Source organism: Cellulomonas edaphi (assembly GCF_030362815.1).
GTDB lineage: Bacteria > Actinomycetota > Actinomycetes > Actinomycetales > Cellulomonadaceae > Cellulomonas > Cellulomonas edaphi.
This window is the reverse complement of the sequence record NZ_JAUCGR010000004.1, coordinates 193,670-210,276: the sequence shown is the minus strand read 5'-3', so window position 1 is coordinate 210,276 and position 16,607 is coordinate 193,670. Positions and strand designations below refer to the sequence as shown.

The 16,607-nt window shown below is 73.8% G+C and carries 18 protein-coding genes and 1 pseudogene; 10 read left to right on the top strand and 9 right to left on the bottom strand.

Going from position 1 to position 16,607, the window contains the following annotated elements; translation table 11 throughout:
- Window positions 1-3 precede the first annotated feature (3 nt).
- The 6 genes from QRT05_RS14580 to QRT05_RS14555 all read left to right on the top strand — a co-directional run bounded on the left by QRT05_RS14580 (window position 4) and on the right by QRT05_RS14555 (window position 4,110).
- Window positions 4-375, top strand: a complete 372-nt coding sequence (locus QRT05_RS14580; RefSeq protein ID WP_289448067.1) for an RNA-binding S4 domain-containing protein — start codon at window positions 4-6, stop codon at window positions 373-375.
- An 83-nt stretch (window positions 376-458) separates the two neighbouring features.
- A complete protein-coding gene (locus tag QRT05_RS14575) occupies window positions 459-1,274 on the top strand; it encodes a DNA-3-methyladenine glycosylase family protein (protein ID WP_289448065.1) in 816 nt (271 codons plus the stop codon).
- A 104-nt stretch (window positions 1,275-1,378) separates the two neighbouring features.
- Window positions 1,379-1,717: a YciI family protein gene (locus QRT05_RS14570; protein ID WP_289448064.1), complete on the top strand. Its 339-nt coding sequence runs from the start codon at window positions 1,379-1,381 to the stop codon at window positions 1,715-1,717.
- A 121-nt stretch (window positions 1,718-1,838) separates the two neighbouring features.
- Window positions 1,839-2,060, top strand: a complete 222-nt coding sequence (locus tag QRT05_RS14565) for a hypothetical protein (RefSeq protein WP_289448063.1) — start codon at window positions 1,839-1,841, stop codon at window positions 2,058-2,060.
- A 118-nt stretch (window positions 2,061-2,178) separates the two neighbouring features.
- A complete protein-coding gene (locus QRT05_RS14560; RefSeq protein WP_289448062.1) occupies window positions 2,179-3,354 on the top strand; it encodes an LCP family protein in 1,176 nt (391 codons plus the stop codon).
- Between the two features lie 21 nt (window positions 3,355-3,375).
- Window positions 3,376-4,110, top strand: a complete 735-nt coding sequence (locus QRT05_RS14555; RefSeq protein ID WP_289448061.1) for a pentapeptide repeat-containing protein — start codon at window positions 3,376-3,378, stop codon at window positions 4,108-4,110.
- Window positions 4,111-4,141: 31 nt separating this feature from the next.
- Here the strand turns inward: QRT05_RS14555 and QRT05_RS14550 are convergent, their stop codons facing one another.
- Complete coding sequence (locus QRT05_RS14550) at window positions 4,142-6,232, bottom strand: acyltransferase family protein (protein ID WP_289448060.1); 2,091 nt, start codon at window positions 6,230-6,232, stop codon at window positions 4,142-4,144.
- Window positions 6,233-6,335: 103 nt separating this feature from the next.
- Between QRT05_RS14550 and QRT05_RS14545 the strand changes: the two genes are divergently transcribed.
- Window positions 6,336-6,788: an S-ribosylhomocysteine lyase gene (locus tag QRT05_RS14545; RefSeq protein WP_289448248.1), complete on the top strand. Its 453-nt coding sequence runs from the start codon at window positions 6,336-6,338 to the stop codon at window positions 6,786-6,788.
- Window positions 6,785-7,513 (top strand): 5'-methylthioadenosine/adenosylhomocysteine nucleosidase, encoded by a 729-nt coding sequence (locus QRT05_RS14540; RefSeq protein ID WP_289448059.1) that lies wholly within the window; start codon window positions 6,785-6,787, stop codon window positions 7,511-7,513. The genes QRT05_RS14545 and QRT05_RS14540 overlap by 4 nt, the downstream gene beginning before the upstream one ends.
- Before the next feature lie 86 nt (window positions 7,514-7,599).
- Here QRT05_RS14540 and QRT05_RS14535 read toward each other — a convergent pair whose 3' ends face one another.
- From QRT05_RS14535 to QRT05_RS14505, 7 genes and pseudogenes are all read right to left on the bottom strand, one after another.
- A complete protein-coding gene (locus QRT05_RS14535) occupies window positions 7,600-9,465 on the bottom strand; it encodes a carbohydrate-binding domain-containing protein (protein ID WP_289448058.1) in 1,866 nt (621 codons plus the stop codon).
- A 19-nt stretch (window positions 9,466-9,484) separates the two neighbouring features.
- Complete coding sequence (locus QRT05_RS14530; protein WP_289448057.1) at window positions 9,485-10,228, bottom strand: polyphosphate polymerase domain-containing protein; 744 nt, start codon at window positions 10,226-10,228, stop codon at window positions 9,485-9,487.
- Window positions 10,225-10,820, bottom strand: a pseudogene (locus QRT05_RS14525) (DUF4956 domain-containing protein). Before QRT05_RS14525 ends, QRT05_RS14530 begins: the two are co-directional and overlap by 4 nt.
- Before the next feature lie 32 nt (window positions 10,821-10,852).
- Window positions 10,853-11,926, bottom strand: a complete 1,074-nt coding sequence (locus QRT05_RS14520; protein WP_289448056.1) for a bifunctional glycosyltransferase family 2/GtrA family protein — start codon at window positions 11,924-11,926, stop codon at window positions 10,853-10,855.
- Window positions 11,923-12,909 carry a phosphodiester glycosidase family protein gene (locus tag QRT05_RS14515; protein WP_289448055.1) on the bottom strand — a complete coding sequence of 329 codons (987 nt, stop codon included), beginning with the start codon at window positions 12,907-12,909 and terminating at the stop codon, window positions 11,923-11,925. The genes QRT05_RS14520 and QRT05_RS14515 overlap by 4 nt, the downstream gene beginning before the upstream one ends.
- 109 nt (window positions 12,910-13,018) lie before the next feature.
- Entirely contained in the window at window positions 13,019-13,891 is an 873-nt protein-coding gene (locus QRT05_RS14510; protein WP_289448054.1) for an LLM class F420-dependent oxidoreductase, read from the bottom strand.
- Window positions 13,892-13,894: 3 nt separating this feature from the next.
- Window positions 13,895-14,713 carry an SDR family oxidoreductase gene (locus tag QRT05_RS14505; protein ID WP_289448053.1) on the bottom strand — a complete coding sequence of 273 codons (819 nt, stop codon included), beginning with the start codon at window positions 14,711-14,713 and terminating at the stop codon, window positions 13,895-13,897.
- 135 nt (window positions 14,714-14,848) lie between these two features.
- Between QRT05_RS14505 and QRT05_RS14500 the strand changes: the two genes are divergently transcribed.
- Window positions 14,849-15,427 carry a TetR/AcrR family transcriptional regulator gene (locus tag QRT05_RS14500; protein WP_289448052.1) on the top strand — a complete coding sequence of 193 codons (579 nt, stop codon included), beginning with the start codon at window positions 14,849-14,851 and terminating at the stop codon, window positions 15,425-15,427.
- A 33-nt stretch (window positions 15,428-15,460) separates the two neighbouring features.
- Here QRT05_RS14500 and QRT05_RS14495 read toward each other — a convergent pair whose 3' ends face one another.
- Complete coding sequence (locus QRT05_RS14495; RefSeq protein ID WP_289448051.1) at window positions 15,461-16,174, bottom strand: copper homeostasis protein CutC; 714 nt, start codon at window positions 16,172-16,174, stop codon at window positions 15,461-15,463.
- Between the two features lie 79 nt (window positions 16,175-16,253).
- Between QRT05_RS14495 and QRT05_RS14490 the strand changes: the two genes are divergently transcribed.
- Window positions 16,254-16,598: an iron chaperone gene (locus QRT05_RS14490; protein WP_289448050.1), complete on the top strand. Its 345-nt coding sequence runs from the start codon at window positions 16,254-16,256 to the stop codon at window positions 16,596-16,598.
- The last annotated feature ends 9 nt before the right edge of the window (window positions 16,599-16,607 follow it).

Below are 16,607 nucleotides of genomic sequence, written 5' to 3'. Positions count from 1 at the left end.
GCGATGCCCGAGGTGACGCGGGCCCGCGTCGATGCGTGGACCTGGGCGGTCCGCCTCTTCCCGACGCGGTCGGCGGCCGCCGCGGCGTGCAAGGCCGGCCACGTGCGGGTCAACGGCGACCGGGCCAAGCCCGCCACCATGGTGGTGCCCGGCGACGAGATCGTGGTGCGCGGCGGCGAGCGCGAGCGGATCGTCATCGTGCAGCGCACGGTGATCAAGCGCGTCGGGGCGCCGGTGGCGGTCACCTGCTACCTCGACCGTTCCCCCGCCGTGGTGCCCAAGGAGCAGAAGGTCGTGATGGCCGAGCGCGACCGCGGCGCGGGCCGGCCGACGAAGCGCGACCGTCGGCTCATCGAGCGCCTGCGGGGGCACTGACGCCCGCCACCGTCTACCGGCCCGCGCGCCCCGTCGACGTCCGTCGCACGCTGGCGCCGCTGCGGCGCGGTGCCCACGATCCCGTGTGGCGCGGCGCGCCCGACGGGGCGCTGTGGCGCGCGACGCTCACGCCCGACGGGGCGGCGACCGCGCGCATCGAGGTGCGCCGCGACGGGGTGCACGTCGAGGCGTGGGGCCCCGGGGCGGAGCGGGTGCTCGAAGCGGTGCCCGCGCTGCTGGGCGCCCTGGACGACGACGAGGGGTTCGACCCCGGGCTGCACCCGCTGGTCAAGGACGCGTACCGGCGGCTGCCGGGCCTGCGGATGACGCGGGGCGGCAACCTGTTCGAGTCGCTGGTGCCCGCGGTGCTGGAGCAGCGCGTGGTCGGGCTCGACGCGAAGGCGGCCTGGCGGCAGGTCGTCGCCCGTCACGGGCTCCCTGCGCCCGGACCGGCCCCGGCCGGGATGCGCGTGCCTCCGCCCCCGACCGGGTGGGCCGACGTCCCCGTGTGGGACTGGCGGCAGGCCGGGGTCGAGGGGCAGCGCTCCGACACGGTGCGGCGTGCGGCGGCCGTGGCGCACCGTCTCCAGGAGGACGTGCCGCTCGACGAGGTCCGTCGGCGGCTGCTCACGGTGCGCGGGATCGGGCCGTGGACGGTCGCGGAGACCACGTCGCGCGCGTTCGGCGACGCCGACGCCGTCTCCGTGGGGGACTTCCACCTCGCCCACCTCGTCGGGTGGGCGCTGACCGGCAGCCGGACCGACGACGCGGGCATGCTCGAGCTGCTCGAACCCTGGCGCGGGCACCGGCAGCGCGTCATCCGGCTCATCGAGCTCACGCAGGCCGCGAACGCGCCGCGGTACGGGCCGCGCAGCCCGCGTGCGCGCCCTCTGACCTAGCGGGCGAGAACTGCTCCAGAATGCGAGTCGATTCCTGCAGCGACCGCGCGTCACCCCATCGAACCGACCAGCGCGAGACCCCTCGCCGACACCCGGAGGATCCCATGCAGTTCCTGATGCTCGTGTGCACCGACCCGACCGCCGAGCCGTACGTCGCCAGCGAGGACAACATCGCCGAGTGGGTGGAGCGCAACGACGCCGCCGGCACCCGCAAGCTGGGCGAGCGGCTCGTGGGCGCCGCCAAGGCGAAGACGGTCCGCGTGCGCAACGGCTCGACGTCGGTCACCGACGGACCGTTCGCCGAGCTCGGCGAGCTCATCGCGGGCTTCGACATCCTCGTCGCCGACACGCTCGAGGAGGCGATCGCGATCGCCGCCGACCACCCGATGGCGCGCTTCGGTCAGCTCGAGATCCGGGCGTTCGACCCGTTCGAGTCCGCGTGACGCCCGTGCGTCCGCGGCCGTCGGACCGGCCTGGTCCCCGCGGCCGCGGACGCACTGGCGCAGTGCCCGCCGGACGAGGCAGGATCGGGGAAGACACCCGACCCACCCAGGAGGACCACCCGTGAGCAGCAGCAGCCCCGTCGAGCGCAACGGCTCCCCCGCCAACGCGGTGGGCGCCTTCTTCGCCTTCCTGCTGTTCATCGGCGGCCTCGTGCTGTTCACGGTCGCCTTCAACGTCGGCGACGCGGGCCCGTACGTGTTCGCCGCCGGCATCCTCGCGGTCGCGCTCGCCTTCGGCATCCCGACGACGATCCTGCCCGCCCTCGAGGACCGCGAGAGCTGACGCCCGGCCGCCGCGAGGCCCTGACCTGCGGCGACCTTCACACCTCGCACACCTGATCTCTCCGGGACCGGCTCCGCGGCGCCCGTATCGGCACCCCGGGGAGCCCTAGGTTTCGAGCGTGAGCACCACCGCCCCTCGGCACTCGCGTCGTCCCGCCCGCCCGCGCCGCGCACTGCGCGCCGCCGCGCTCGTGGCCCTGGCCGTGCCGCTGTTCGTCGTGAGCGCCGCCGGGGCCACCTACCTGCGCCTCGACGCCAACATCGACACCGCCGACGGGATCGACGCGTACCTGGGCACGTCGCGCCCGAGCGCCTCCGCCGACCCGCTGGTGGACGGCTTCGCGGGGCGCCCGCTCAACATCCTCGTGATGGGCATCGACGCCCGCGACGGTGACAACGCCGACTTCGCCGGGCACGACGACGGGCAGCGCTCGGACTCGACGTTCCTCGTGCACCTGCCCGCGGACCGGTCGCGCATCGACATCGTCTCGGTGCCGCGCGACTCGCTCGTCGAGATCCCGTCGTGCCTGCTGGAGGACGGCACCCAGACCCCGGCCCGGGCCTCGGACATGTTCAACGCCGCGTTCCAGATCGGGTCGGGGCCGGACCTGAACCTCACCACCGCCGCAGCCTGCACGCGCCGCACCTTCGAGCACCTCACCGGCGTGCGCACCGACGAGCACGTCGTGGTCAAGATGAACGGGGTCCGGGACATCATCGACACCCTCGGCGGCGTGCCCTTCTGCCTCCCCGAGGCGATGGACTCCCCCAAGGCCCGCTTCAAGGCACCGGCCGGGCACCAGGTGTTCAACGGCAGGCAGGCGATCGGGTTCCTGCGCTCGCGCACCGGCACGGGCAACGGGCTCTGGCTCGGCAGCGACCTGGGCCGCCTCGACCGGCAGCACCAGTTCCTCGTGGCGCTGACCGACAAGATCCATCGCGCGCGCCTGCTGAGCAAGCCCCGCACCCTGCTCACGGTGCTGAACCAGGCGACGAAGGCGATCAGCGTCAGCCCGGGCCTCGGCGACCTGCGCACCATGGCGGGGCTGGCGAACGGCCTGCGCGGCATCGACGGGGCCCGGGTGAACGCCATCACGGTCCCGACCGAGTCCGTGGAGGGGTCCGGCCGGGTGCGGTGGACGGCCGCCGCCGACGACATCTGGGAGAGGATCAACGCGGACCGCCCGCTCACCGACCCGGCGCCCGCGCCGACCGGGACCCACAAGGCGCCCAAGCCGAGCAAGCCCAACCCGACCGGGCCCAAGCCGACCGCGTCGGCCGGCATCTGCGGCTGACCAAGGGCGCACAATCGGGTGGTGCCCGACCAGAGCCTCGTCGCCGACTGCGCGCGCTGCGTAGGCCTGTGCTGCGTCGCGCTGCCGTTCACGCGCTCCGCCGACTTCGCGTTCAGCAAGCCCGCCGGCGACCCGTGCCGCAACCTGGCCGACGACGACCGCTGCCGGGTGCACGCGACCCTCGCGGACCGCGGCATGCACGGCTGCCTCGCGTTCGACTGCTTCGGCGCGGGCCAGAAGGTCACGCAGGTGACGTTCGGGGGCAGGTCGTGGCGCGACGGCGGCTCCGGCCCGATGTTCGCCGCGTTCGCGGTGATGCGCCAGCTGCACGAGCTGCTGGTGCACGTCGACCAGGCCCTCGAGCTGCGCGAAGCAGCTCCGGTGCACGCCGACCTGCGCTCGCTGCGGGACGAGATCGACGCCGAGACGCGACGCCCCGACGTGGTCGACATCGACCCCGCGGCGCTGCGCGCACGCGTCGGGCCGCTGCTCGCCGCGGCGAGCGCGCTCGCCCGGGCCGGGCTGCCGGGCGCCCCGCACCGCGGCGCGGACCTGGTGGGCGCGCGCCTGCGGCGGGCGGACCTGCGCGGGGCCGACCTGCGGGGCGCGCTGCTGCTGGGCGCGGACCTGCGCGAGGCCGACCTCCGACGCGCCGACCTGCTCGGGGCGGACCTGCGGGGAGCGGACCTGCGCGGCGCCGACCTGACCGGTGCCCTGTTCGTGGTGGGCCCGCAGCTGGCCGCGGCGCGCACGTAGCCGCCGAGCGCGCCGACGCGCGAGCTCCGGCTCAGCGCGGGACGAGCGGGACGAGCCGGTCGGCGAGCCGCGGCGCGAGCGTGCGGGCGTAGGTGGCGGTGAGATGATGCGCGTCGCGCCACACCAGCACGTCGCCGATGATCGCCGGGCACGCGTCCTGCGGGCAGATGTAGTCGTCGAGGTCGACGAGCGGCACTCCGGCCAGCTCGGCGGCCGCTCGCTGCTGCGCGAGCGCCGACCGCGCGACCGCCGGTGCGCGCGGGACGGCGCACCGCGTGGTCCACGCGTCGGTGTGCTCCGCGACGCACTCGGGCACGTCCTTGGCCAGCCACGGGGTGTCGCCGAGCGCGACGACTGCCGTGCCGGCGTCCTGCAGCGTGCGCCACGTGCGGGCGAGCCCCGACGCCACGTCGTCGTCGAGGGTGGCCGATCGTTGCGGCGCACCGCCGACCGCGAGCGCATCCACCGCGTCGTTCGAGGTCACGACGATCGTCGGCGGGTCGGCCAGGAGCGCGTCGGTGACCGCGTCGTTCCACCGCGAGCACGTCTCGTACGGCGCGCCGATGGTGCCGAGCCAGACGTCGAGGTCCGCGAACGCGCAGCTCCCCTTCGTGTACGTGTCCAGGCGCCAGCCCTGCTGCTCCGCGATGGCACGCAGCGCCGGCTGCCACTGGGCCGCGTGCGAGTCACCCACCAGCGCCACCACCGTGGCGGCACCGGGCGCGCCGTACGTGCACGCGACCGCCTCGGTACCGAGCTTGTCCTGGTGGCAGCCGTCCGCGTACAGGTCGGCCACGTCGGCGGTCACGTCCGCCAGCGCGGGGGTGACCTCCGCGAGGTCCGTCTCCGGGTCGGCCTCACCCGTCCACGCGCTGGTGCCGATGACGGCCGCGCCCGGGGCGGCACCCGACGGCGCCGACGGGACGGCCAGCCAGACCGCTGCCGCGGCGCACAGGCCGACCAGCGTGCAGGCCAGCCCGACGAGCGCCGAGCGTCGGACGCTGGCTCGCAGGCTCGCGGACAGGTGGACCGGCTGCTCGACGAGCCGGTAGGCGAGCCAGGCGGGCACCGCCGAGAGCGCGACGGCGGCGACGCCGACCGGCACCGGCAGGCGACCGTCCTCCCCCGCCCACAGCGTGGTGGCGACCACGACGGCGGGCCAGTGCCACAGGTAGAGCGAGTAGGACATCGCGCCGACGCGCTGCATGACCGGCAGGCCCAGCACCGCGATGCCGCGGCCGTCGCGCAGTCCCGCGGCCAGCACCAGCGCGGCACCCACCGTCGGAATCAGGGCCGCGGTACCGGGGAACGGCGTGGCGCCGGTGAGCACGCACGCGGCGTACGCGATGAGCGCCAGCCCGGCCACTCCCGCCCCGGTCAGCCACCGCTGGTCCAGCAGCGCGAGCCGCGCCGCGCCCACCGCGAGCAACGCCCCGACGGCCAGCTCCCACAGGCGCGTCGTCGTCACGAAGTAGGCGGCCTCCGGCTGCTGGGCCGTCAGGTGGATCGACCACATGAGCGAGGGCACCGCGATCGCGCCGATCGCCACCGCGAGCGCCCCCGCGCGGACCGGCCGGCCCCGGCGGCGGGCCCACAGCGCCACGGCGAGAACCAGCACGGGCCACAGCAGGTAGAACTGCTCCTCGACCGCGAGCGACCAGAAGTGCTGCACGGGGCTGGCTGCCGCCCCCTCGGCCAGGTAGTCGACCGAGCGACCCGCGAGCCGCCAGTTCACGACGTACAGCGCCGTGCTGGCCAGGTCTCCGGAGATCTCCCGCCACCTGGTGAGCGGGAGCCACAGCACGGTCGCGACCGCCGTCGCGACCATCACGGTCGCGGCTGCCGGCAGCAGGCGCCGGGCCCGCCGTGCGTAGAAGCGGCCCAGCCGCAGGCGGCCGGTCTGCCGGACCTCGGCGAGGATCATCGAGGTGATGAGGTAGCCGGAGATCACGAAGAACACGTCCACGCCGACGTATCCGCCGGGCAGTCCCGGCACGCCGGCGTGGAAGACGAGGACCAGAACCACCGCGATCGCGCGCAGGCCCTGGATGTCGGGCCGGAAGCCCGCTCCGGCGCGCGCGGGTGCCGCGGACGCCCGCGACTGCGTCTGGGTCGTGGTCACGCCGCAGGCTAACCGCTGCCCCGGCGCCGTGCCCGCGCTGGGCGGACAGGCGGCAGAATGGGACCTCCGCCCCACATCGAGGAGCCCCGCCGTGCCCGAGCGCATGAACGTCGAGTCGTTCAACCTGGACCACCGCACCGTCGCCGCGCCGTACGTGCGCCTCGCGGACACCAAGACGCTGCCGGCCGGCGACGTCATCGAGAAGTACGACGTGCGCTTCACGCAGCCCAACGTCGCGCACCTCGAGATGCCCGTGGTGCACTCGATCGAGCACCTCTTCGCCGAGAAGTCGCGCAACCACTCCGACCGCGTCATCGACTTCTCGCCCATGGGCTGCCAGACGGGGTTCTACCTGATCCTCCAGGGCAGCTGGGACTACGACGACGTGCTGGCGCTGGTCGCCGACACGCTCGAGGACGTCCTGGCGGCCGACGAGGTTCCGGCGGCCAACGAGGTGCAGTGCGGATGGGGCGCCAACCACACGCTCGCCGGCGCGCAGGACGCTGCGCGCGCCTTCCTGGCGCAGCGGGAGTCCTGGTCGCAGGTGACCGCGTGACGGCCGGCGGCCGGGCCGCCCACCGCGCGCCCGCCGCCGCGGTGGACGCCGTCGTGATGGTGGCCATGGCCGACGAGGCCGCGCCGTTCCTTGTCCGCGCCTCGGCGGTCGGTGAGCCGGTGCAGGTGGGCGGCGCCGAGCACCACCACCTCACGCTGGCCGGGCGGTCGGTGCTCCTGGTGCGCTCCGGCATCGGGCTGGTCAACGCCGCCTCGGCCGCCTCGGTCGCGCTCGCCTCGTCCTCCCCTCGCGCGCTGGTCAGCGCCGGCAGCGCGGGCGGTCTCGGGGTCGACATCCGGGTCGGCGACGTCGTGGTCGGCTCCTCGCACGTGCTGGCCGACGCGGACGCGCGCGCGTTCGGCTACGCCCTGGGCCAGGTGCCGGGCATGCCGGCCACCTACCCGGCCGACGAGGCCCTCGCCGCCGCCGCCTCCGCGCCCCGCCAGGACCTGCGCGTGCACGCCGGGACGACCATCTCCGGCGACTCGTTCATCGACGCCGAGCGGGTGTCCCGCGTGCGCGAGGCCTTCCCCGGTGCCCTCGCCACCGACATGGAGTCCGCAGCGCTGGCCCAGACCGCGCACGTGTTCGGCGTGCCGTTCGTCTCCGTGCGCGGCATCTCCGACCTGTGCAGCCCCGTCGAGGCCGGTGAGTTCCTCACGCACGTCGATGACGCCGCGGACCGGTCGGCCGCCGTGGTCGAGTCGCTCCTCGCCACCCTCTGAGGCACGCAGCTTCTGAGGCACCCAGCACAGCCGGGACCCCGGGGGCGTGAGGGCCACCGGCTGCCGGCTGTGCTGGTGCCGGGAGATCAGGTCTGGGACGACTGCTGGTCGGTGGGTGGAACGCCCCCGGGGCCACCGCCGTCGCCCGGGCCGCCCGGGCGACCGCCGCCGCCGGGACCGCCCATCCCCTCCTGGACCTCCCCGGCCGTGCCGGTCGCCACGGACGCCGCTCCGGCGGTCGAGCCGTCGTGGCTCAGCCCGCCCACCGCACCGCTGCCGGCCGATCCGCCGACGCTGACCGTGTAGGTGTCGCCGTCGACCACGTCGGGCGAGGAGTACACCACCGACGAGTACGCCTTCGTGGCCGCGAACGAGGCGAGCACGGTGCCGTCGGCCGCGACGACGTGGCCGACGCTGCCCGCCTCCTGGGTGGCGTCGAGCGTCACCCCGACGAACGACTGCGTCGAGGCGGCAGACGGCGTCTGCGCCATGCCCGAGGACCCGACGGCGATGAGCTCGCCGCCCGCGATCTCGAACGTGCCGTTGAAGTCGAGCGCGCCGTTGCCGTCGGTGGTCGGGCCGGACACCACCACCGTGCCGCCGCTCATGGTCATCGAGCCATTGGAGTCCAGGCCGTCCCCCTGCGCGTCGACGACGAGCGTGCCGCCCGTGATGTCGACCAGCAGGTCCGGGTTCGCCGACATGTCGCCCCCACCCTGACCGCCGGCGTCCGACGACGAACCCGCCGACGCGTTGACCCCGTCGTCGCTCGTCGTCAACGAGGTGGACCCGCCGGACACGGTGATCACGGGCGCCTCGAGTCCCTCCACCGCGACAGGTACGTCCACCGAGCCGCCCGAGACCTGCAGCCCGCCGTCGGCATGGATGCCATCGTCGCCGGTCGCGAGGGTCAGCGTGCCGTCGGTGACGGAGACGACGCCGCCCGAGTGGATCGCGTCGTCCGCCGCGTCGACCGCGACGGTCCCGCCACCGACGACGACCACCGCGTCCGCGACGATCCCCTTCGGCGACGCGCCGTCCGCGACCGCCGTGCCGTGCCCACCGCCGGAGACGACCGTCACGGTGCCGCCCGCGATCACGGCGTCGGTCGCCGCGGAGATCCCGTCGTCACCCGACGTCAGGCTCAGGTCTCCGTCCGTCACCTCGACGTAGCCCAGGGCTGCGTCCTCGGCGTTGTCTGACGTCAGGGCGTCACCCCCGGCGGTGACGTCCAGCGTGCCGCCGGCGACCACCAGGTAGTCCTTGCCGCGGATGCCGTCGTCCGCCGCGGTCACCGAGAGGGTGCCCGACTCGATGACGAGCCCGTCCTTCGACGTGATGCCGTCGTTGGCGTTGCCCTCGACGTCGAGCACGCCCGTTCCCGTGAGGGTGAGGTCGGCGGTGCTGAACAGCGCCGCGTTCGGATCGTCGCCGCCGGCCACGTAGTCCTTGGCATCCGCCAGGTGGTTCGTGGAGCCGGCAGCGAGCTCGACCACCACGTCGCCCGCGTCCGCGACCTGCAGCGGCGCCGTCGTCGAGCTCGTGACGTCGGCCCCGTCGAGGATCAGGTGGACCGTGCCGTCGTCCGGGCTGTCGACGACGACAGCGCCGTCGCTCAGCGTGCCGCTGATCCGGTACGTGCCGGCAGCCATGATGGTGACGGTCGACCCGTCGGCCTTCGCGCCGGCGCCGTCCACGCTCGCCGACGTGCCGTCCAGGGCGATCGTCGTCTCGGTCGAGGCGGACGTGCCCGCCGTGTGCGGGGCGGTGTTCTCAGCCATGACCTGCTCGACCGTGACGTCGGCATCGGTCGCGACGGGGGTCGTGACGGTGGTGCTCGTGGTGCCGGAGTCCGAGGCCGCGCCGGTCGCGCCGGGTGAGCTCGAGCAGCCGGCGAGCAGGACGGCGACAAGCGCGGCGGGCGCGATCACGCGAGTGGTGAGTCGTCTCATGGGGAGTGCTCCGTTCGGTTCAGCCCACGTGCCGGTCGATGACACGGCGCCACGGGGTCGAGGGAAGGTCGGGGTGCAGGACGGCCATGCCGGTCCCGTACTTGGAGATGCGCACGGGCCGATGACCCTGGCGCCACAGCAGGCGGTCGGTCGACGAGGGCGTCGAGCCGGTCTTGGTCTCGATGACCGCGAGCCCCACGAGCACCCGTTCGCGCCCGGTGTCGGCGTCCGTCCACGAAAGCGCGGTGTCGATCGTCGTGCGGCTGTCCGGGCCGGGCCCGGTGGCCGGGACGTGCAGCGTGACCCGGTCGTAGGTGCTCACCAGCGTCGGCGCCATGGGCCCGTCCAGCAGCCCGTCGAGGACGCCCGTGGTGAACCGGATCGCGGGATCGTCGAGCTCCGTGCGGCCGGTGGCCTCGTGCGGCAGGCGCGTCTTGACCGTCGCCCCGCGCGGCCCGCGGGTCTTGACCTCGACCCAGCACTGCTCCGAGTCGACGTACGTGCGGGTGCGGACCTTGAAGCGGCGGCGCCGACGACGTGCCGCACCCAGGTAGCTCGTCAGGGCAGGGGTGTCGAAGTAGACCGACTCGTAGGCGAACACCCTCTCGCCGTCGATCTCGAGCGCCCGCACGCCCGGGTCGAGCGCATCGAGCAGTGCCGGGAGCGCACGGGTGGGCACCAGGTACTTCCGGTCGATGCGCGTCTGGAGCGACGCCGCGGCGTCGAGCTCGGCGAGCGAGATGGGCGCCAGCGCCGCGGTCACCGGGTCACCTGCTCCCAGGCGGGCGCCTCGGCCGCGAGCCGTGCTGCCCGGTCCGACTCGTAGCGAACCTCGACCGTCGTGGTGTCGTTGACGAGGTCGAGACGCTGCACCGAGACCTGGTGCACGTGGCAGCCGAGCAAGCGCTCGACGTGCGCCACGAGGGCGACCTCGTCGGCGATCGCCTGGTCGACGACCATCGTCTGCTGCCGGTAGCGCGACATCAGCCGCGGGCTGTCAGCGAGCGCGAGCACCACGACGAGGAGCACCATCATGCCGACGCTGAGCCCGAGGGGCGCGACGCCCAGGCCTCCGACGAGGCCGAGAGCCAGTGCCGCGAAGTAGTAGGCGACCTCGTGCTGGGTCAGCTCCGTCGAGCGCAGCCGGATGATCGACAGCACGCCGAACAGACCCAGCCCGAGCCCGGCGCCCACGGTGCTCTGCGCGAGCACCCCCCGGCGACGGCCAGGACCCCGACGTTGACGCCCAGGTAGGCGACCACGAGGTCACGGCGGCGGTGGCGGGGCAGGTAGACCGCGAACGTCAGGACGCTGATCGCGACCAGGTCGACGGCGTAGAGCGTGTACTGGACCATAGGGGGGACCTCCGTGTTCTCGTTGATCTCATTCAGCCGTCGGCCGCTGAGCGCTCGCTGTGCGCCCGCTGAGGCCGGCGTACGGATGTGGCACCGGTGAAGACCGCGGTGCGCTGCACCTGGAACCCGACGACGAACAGGGCCAGGTCCGTGGCCACCTTGGCCGCCAGCAGGGGCACGCCGACCGTGGTGAGGGTCCACAGCGATCCGTAGCCGGCCACGAGGAGCACGGCCGCGAGCACCCAGTACGCAAGCGCCTCGCGTCGGACGGGACGGCGTGCGCGTCGTCGGAAGACCCAGAACCGGTTCACCGCGAAGTTGCCGCCCGAGCTGAGGACTCGCGCGCCCAGCACGGCTACGGGCAGGGCGCCCGTCAGTCCCACGAGCACGACGAGCGCCGCCGCGTCCACCACGAAGGCGAGCGACGACGAGGCCGCGAAGCGCAGGAGCGGCGCGTAGATGCGCACCGAGTCCACGACGGGACGGAAGTGCGAGGAGGAGTTGCCGTCGAGGTAGACGGTCGAGATCGTCATCTCCTCGACGGGCAGCCCCTCCTCGGCGGCCCGGAGCAGCACCACGAGCTCGTACTCGAACCGCTCACCACGCACGCCCAGCAGCCACGGGAGCACGTGCGCCGGGTACGCACGCAACCCCGTCTGCGTGTCCTGGACGGCACGGCCGGTGCCCGCCCGGAACGCCACGCGCGTGCAGCCGTTGCCGAACCTGCTGCGCAGCGGGACCGCGCCGGTGAACCGCCGCGAGCCGAGCACCACGGCCGCTCCGGTAGCCCGGGCATGATCTGCCACCGCGAGGACGTCCGCGGGCGTGTGCTGACCGTCGCAGTCCGCGCACACCACACCCTCTCCGGGGTGCTCGCGGGCCACGTGCGCGAACCCCGTCTTGAGCGCTCGCCCCTTGCCACGGTTGACGCCGTGGACCAGCACGGTGGCGCCTGCGTCGACCACCGCCGCGAAGACCTGCCGGTACTCGGGGCCGCTCCCGTCGTCCACCACCACCACGGGAAGCTCCGGCCGCTCGTCCCGCAGCCGCCGCACCAGCGCGACCAGCCGCTCGTCCGGCTCGTACGCCGGCACCAGCACGATCACGAGGCGACCGCGGACGACAGCCCGCCGACGTAGAGGATGTCCGAGGTGCCCCGTTCCTTGCCGCGCCCGAGCGGGTTGTTCACCAGGTCACCGTCGAACACCATGGTCGACGACCCGCCGCCGTCGATGTTGTAGGCGGTCGTCGCCCCGAGTCCCTGCATGATCTCGGCGAGGCCGGTCATGGTGACGCCGGCGCTGTAGCCGGTGCTGCGGCCGTCGACGACGACGAACACCAGGTGGTTGTCGTCGATGACGCCCACCGCCGTGCGCGGCTGCTCGCCCTGGATCGAGTGGTTGCCGAAGTTCGTGTCCACCTCGACGTCGTCGATCCCGGCGGCGATCTCACCGTCGTCGAGCAGCGACGGCCCGAAGCTCAGGGTGTTCCAGACCCCGGCGTCCACGAGCTGCTGGGCGGTCGTCGTCGTCTCGTCGTACACCTCGACGTGACCGTCGCGGTAGAACGCCAGGCCCTCCCTCGCGCCGTCGTCACGGAAGACGACGCCGTTGCGAATGACGATGCCGGTGTCACGGAAGCCGTAGTAGTCACCGTTGATCGCGAAGACCGCGTCGTTGTCCGCAGCGATGTCCGAGGTGTTCTCGACGATGTTGGTGCCGAACTCGTTGTCGGCGAACGCCGACCTCAGCAGGGTGGCGTCCGAGAGCGTGACGTCGGCGACGTAGTACGTGACCGTCGAGTCGCCCGACCCGGTGACCACCTTCTCGATCGAGATGTCGGCACCGTCGGACGAGTAGGTCGTGGCGGTGACCGCGCCCTGGTCGGTCGTCGCGGCGGGCGTGGCGGTCGCGCCGGACTGCTCGGCGACGTAGGCGGCCACGTCCGAGATCTCGACGTGGTCGATGACGAAGCGGTCGAGCGCCCAGGCCGCACCGCCGCCGGCCACGAGGACCACGGCGAGGGAGCCGGTGACGACGGCGCGACGCACGCGGTGCGTGCTGCGGGGTGCGGGGTCGGTGGTGTCCATGCCGCAGTTCTAGGAACCGGGCATATCCCTCCCGTGTGGCGGGGCTGTGCGGGTGCTGAGCATGCGTCGAGCCCGCCCCTGACGTCCAGGGGCGGGCTCGACACGTCCGTCAGAGCTCGGCGAGCCGCGGGATCGCGGGGGCCACGGCGTCGCGCAGCCACTGAGCGGGGCTGGTCTCGGGCACTCGCAGGATGACCGTCTCGACGCCGAGCTCCGCGTACGGCCGCATCTCGTGGACGAAGCCGTCGACGTCGCCGGTCAGGAGCTGGTCGCCGCCCGCGAGGATCGTGACCCGGATGTCCGCAGGGTCCCGCCCGACGTCCTCGCAGTGCCCGCGCAAGACCTCGAGCTTGTGCCGCGTCTCGTCGGGCGAGGCCGCGAACAGGTTGCACGCGTCCGCGTACTGCGCGACCAGGCGCAGCGTCTTGCGCTCGCCCGAGCCGCCGACCATGATCTCCGGCTTGCTCAGGGGCAGGGGCGAGCAGATCGTCTCCGCGAGCTGGTAGTGACGCCCCTCGAACGGCCCGATCTGCGCCGGGTCCCACATCTGGCGCATGATCTGCAGCGCCTCCTCGAGACGCTCGAAGCGCTCCTTGAGCGCCGGGAACGGCACCCCGAAGGCGGCGTGCTCGCGGTCGTACCAGGCCGCACCGATGCCCATGGTCGCGCGGCCGCCGGACAGCACGTCGAGCGTCGCGCCGATCTTGGCCAGCAGGCCCGGGTAGCGGTAGGTCACGCCCGTCACGAGGACGCCGAGCTGGACCTTCTCGGTCACGCCCGCCAGGTAGCCCAGCGTGGTGTAGGCCTCGAGCATGGGGTCCTCCGCCGGGAAGCCGGCGCGCTCCATCTGGAAGTAGTGGTCCATGACGGACAACCAGCTGAGCCCCACCTCGTCGGCCGCCCGGCCGGTGGCCGCGAGCTCCGCGCGCAGCTGCGAGGGCTCGACGGCGTCGAACCGGTAGACGTGTGCCCCGACGCGCACGGCTCAGCCCTGCGCGATCCGGGAGACGTGCTCCCACTCGCGCCAGGTCTCGAGGCGACCGGCGTAGTCGGCCTCCGCGATCCCGAGCGGTGCCGTCCCGAAGAAGACGCGCAGCGGCGGGCGCTCCGCGTCGACGATCTGCAGCACGGCGGCCGCGCTCGCCCTCGGGTCGCCCGGCGACGCCGTGCGGCCGCGGCGCATCTCGGCGACCTGCGCCCGGACCTCCGCGTAGTCGGGGTGCTCGGCCGCCCGCTTGGCGGACGCGCCGCCCCAGTCGGTGGAGAACCCGCCCGGCTCGATGAGCGTCACGTGGATCCCGAACGAGGCGACCTCGCCCGCGAGCGCCTGGCTCATGCCCTCGAGCGCCCACTTGGAGGCGTGGTACATGCCGAGGCCGGGGAACGCACTGATCCCGCCGATCGACGAGACCTGCAGGAGGTGGCCGGAGCCCTGCGCACGCAGGTACGGCAGGGCGGCCTGCGTGACCCAGAGCGCCCCGAACACGTTCGTCTCGATCTGGTCGCGGGCCTCTGCCTCGCTGAGCTCCTCGAGCATGCCGAACTGGCCGTAGCCCGCGTTGTTGACGACGACGTCGAGCCGGCCGAAGTGCTCGTGCGCCCGCGCGACGGCGGCGAAGTCGGCCTCGCGGTCGGTCACCTCGAGCTGCAGGGGCAGCAGCGCGTCCCCGTACTTCTGCACGAGGTCGTCCAGCGTGCTGGTGTCGCGCGCGGTAGCGGCGACGCGGTCGCCTCGGTCGAGCGCGGCGATGGTCCACTCGCGGCCGAAGCCACGGGACGCGCCAGTGATGAACCAGGTCTTCATGGGCTCTCTTCCCGGTGTGCGGGGCGTGGGGGTGCGCTGGGCTACCCTCGTAAGCGGAAGCGGTTCCGGTTACCTCGTCAGGTTAAGCGGAGGATCCTCCGCTTCGCAACAGCACCTCGCCCCGGGAGGCAGATGATGAGCGGCGGCCCACTGCGCGCCGACGCGGCCCGCAACCGCGCCAAGCTGCTCGCCGCGGCGATCGACGCGTTCGGGCAGGACGGCGCGGACGTGCCGCTCGAGACGATCGCCGCCCGGGCGGGCGTCGGGGTCGGGACGCTCTACCGCCACTTCTCGAACCGGGAGGCGCTCGTCGAGGCCGCGTACCGTCAGGAGGTGGCGGCACTCTGCGACGCGGTGCCGGACCTTCTCGACCGGCACCCGCTCGCGGTCGACGCGCTGCGCGAGTGGTCGGTGCGGTTCGTGCACTACGCCGCCACGAAGCGGGGCATGGGCTCGGCGCTGCGCTCCGCGGTCGGTGCCGACTCGAACCTGTTCAGCCAGACGCGCGAGCGGATCGTGGGTGCGCTGGCGCTCCTGCTCGCCGCGGGCGCGGCCGACGGCTCGACCCGTCCGGACGCCGACGCGGACGACCTCTGGATCGCGATGGGCGGCGTGTGGAACATCCCCCTGGGCGAAGCGTGGGAGGGCCAGGTCCGCCGGCTCCTCGACCTGGTGATCGACGGCCTGCGCTACGGCGCCCGCACGACCGCCTGAAGCCGGTCCGGGACGGGGCCGGCCGGGCGCGGGCTACGCCCCGTGGGCGCGCGCCAGCTCCACGAGAGCCCGGGCCCGCTCCGGGTCGGTGACCTGGTGGCTCCCGTACCCGCCCGCCGCCGCGCTCGGGTCCTGCACCCGGGTACCGGCGGAGAAGTGCACGGCGTCGACACCGGCCTCGAGCAGGCTCACCAGGTTGGTCTCGTTCACGCCGCCTCCGGCCATCACCTGGACGCGGCGCCCCGCCGTCGAGCACATCGCCCGCAGCGCGGGCAGCCCCGCCGAGACGTCCGCGCCGCCCGCGGTGAGGACGCGCGCGACCCCCGCGTCGCCCAGGACGTCCAACACACCCGGATCCGTCACGGCGTCGACCGCCCGGTGGAACGTGAGCTCGAGCGGGCCGGCCGCCTCCCGCAGGGCTGCCAGCGCCGCGAGGTCCACGCCACCGTCGCGCAGGACTCCGACGACGACGCCGTCGGCACCCACCTCGACCAGCCGGCGCACGTCGGCGACCATGACGGCCACCTCGTCGTCGGAGTACGTGAACCCACCGGCGCGTGCCCGCACGATGGGGTGGATGCCGAGCCCCGAGCCGGCCGCCAGCTCGATGGCACGGGCCACGAGCGACAGGGACGGCGTGATGCCACCCACCTCCAGGGCCCCGCACACCTCGACCCGGTCCATGCCGAGGTCGAGGGCGACGCGGAGGCCCGCGAGGTCGGTCACGGCGAGCTCGAGTGCAGTCACGGCGCCGACTCTAGGGTGCCGCCGGCCGACAGGCGCCCAGATCCGCGCGCGAGCACCCCGCGTGCGCAAGGATGCACCCATGCCCGACACCGTGGACGAGTACATCGCCACCTTCGACCCCGACGTCCAGGAGATCCTGCAGGGCGTGCGCCTGGCGATCCACCGGGGCGTCCCGGGCGCCGACGAGAAGATCCGCTACGGCATGCCCGCCGTGATGATGGGCGGACGGCACGCGATCCACTTCGCCGGCTGGAAGAAGCACGTGGGCCTCTACCCGGTCCCCCGGTTCGACAGCCCCCTCGAGGACGAGATCGCGCCCTACCGCAGCGAGAAGGACACCGTGACCTTTCGCTACGCCATAGAGATCCCCTACGAGCTGATCCAGCGCGTCTCGGCGGCGATCGCGATGCAGCGCGCGGAATGAAGCGCCGGG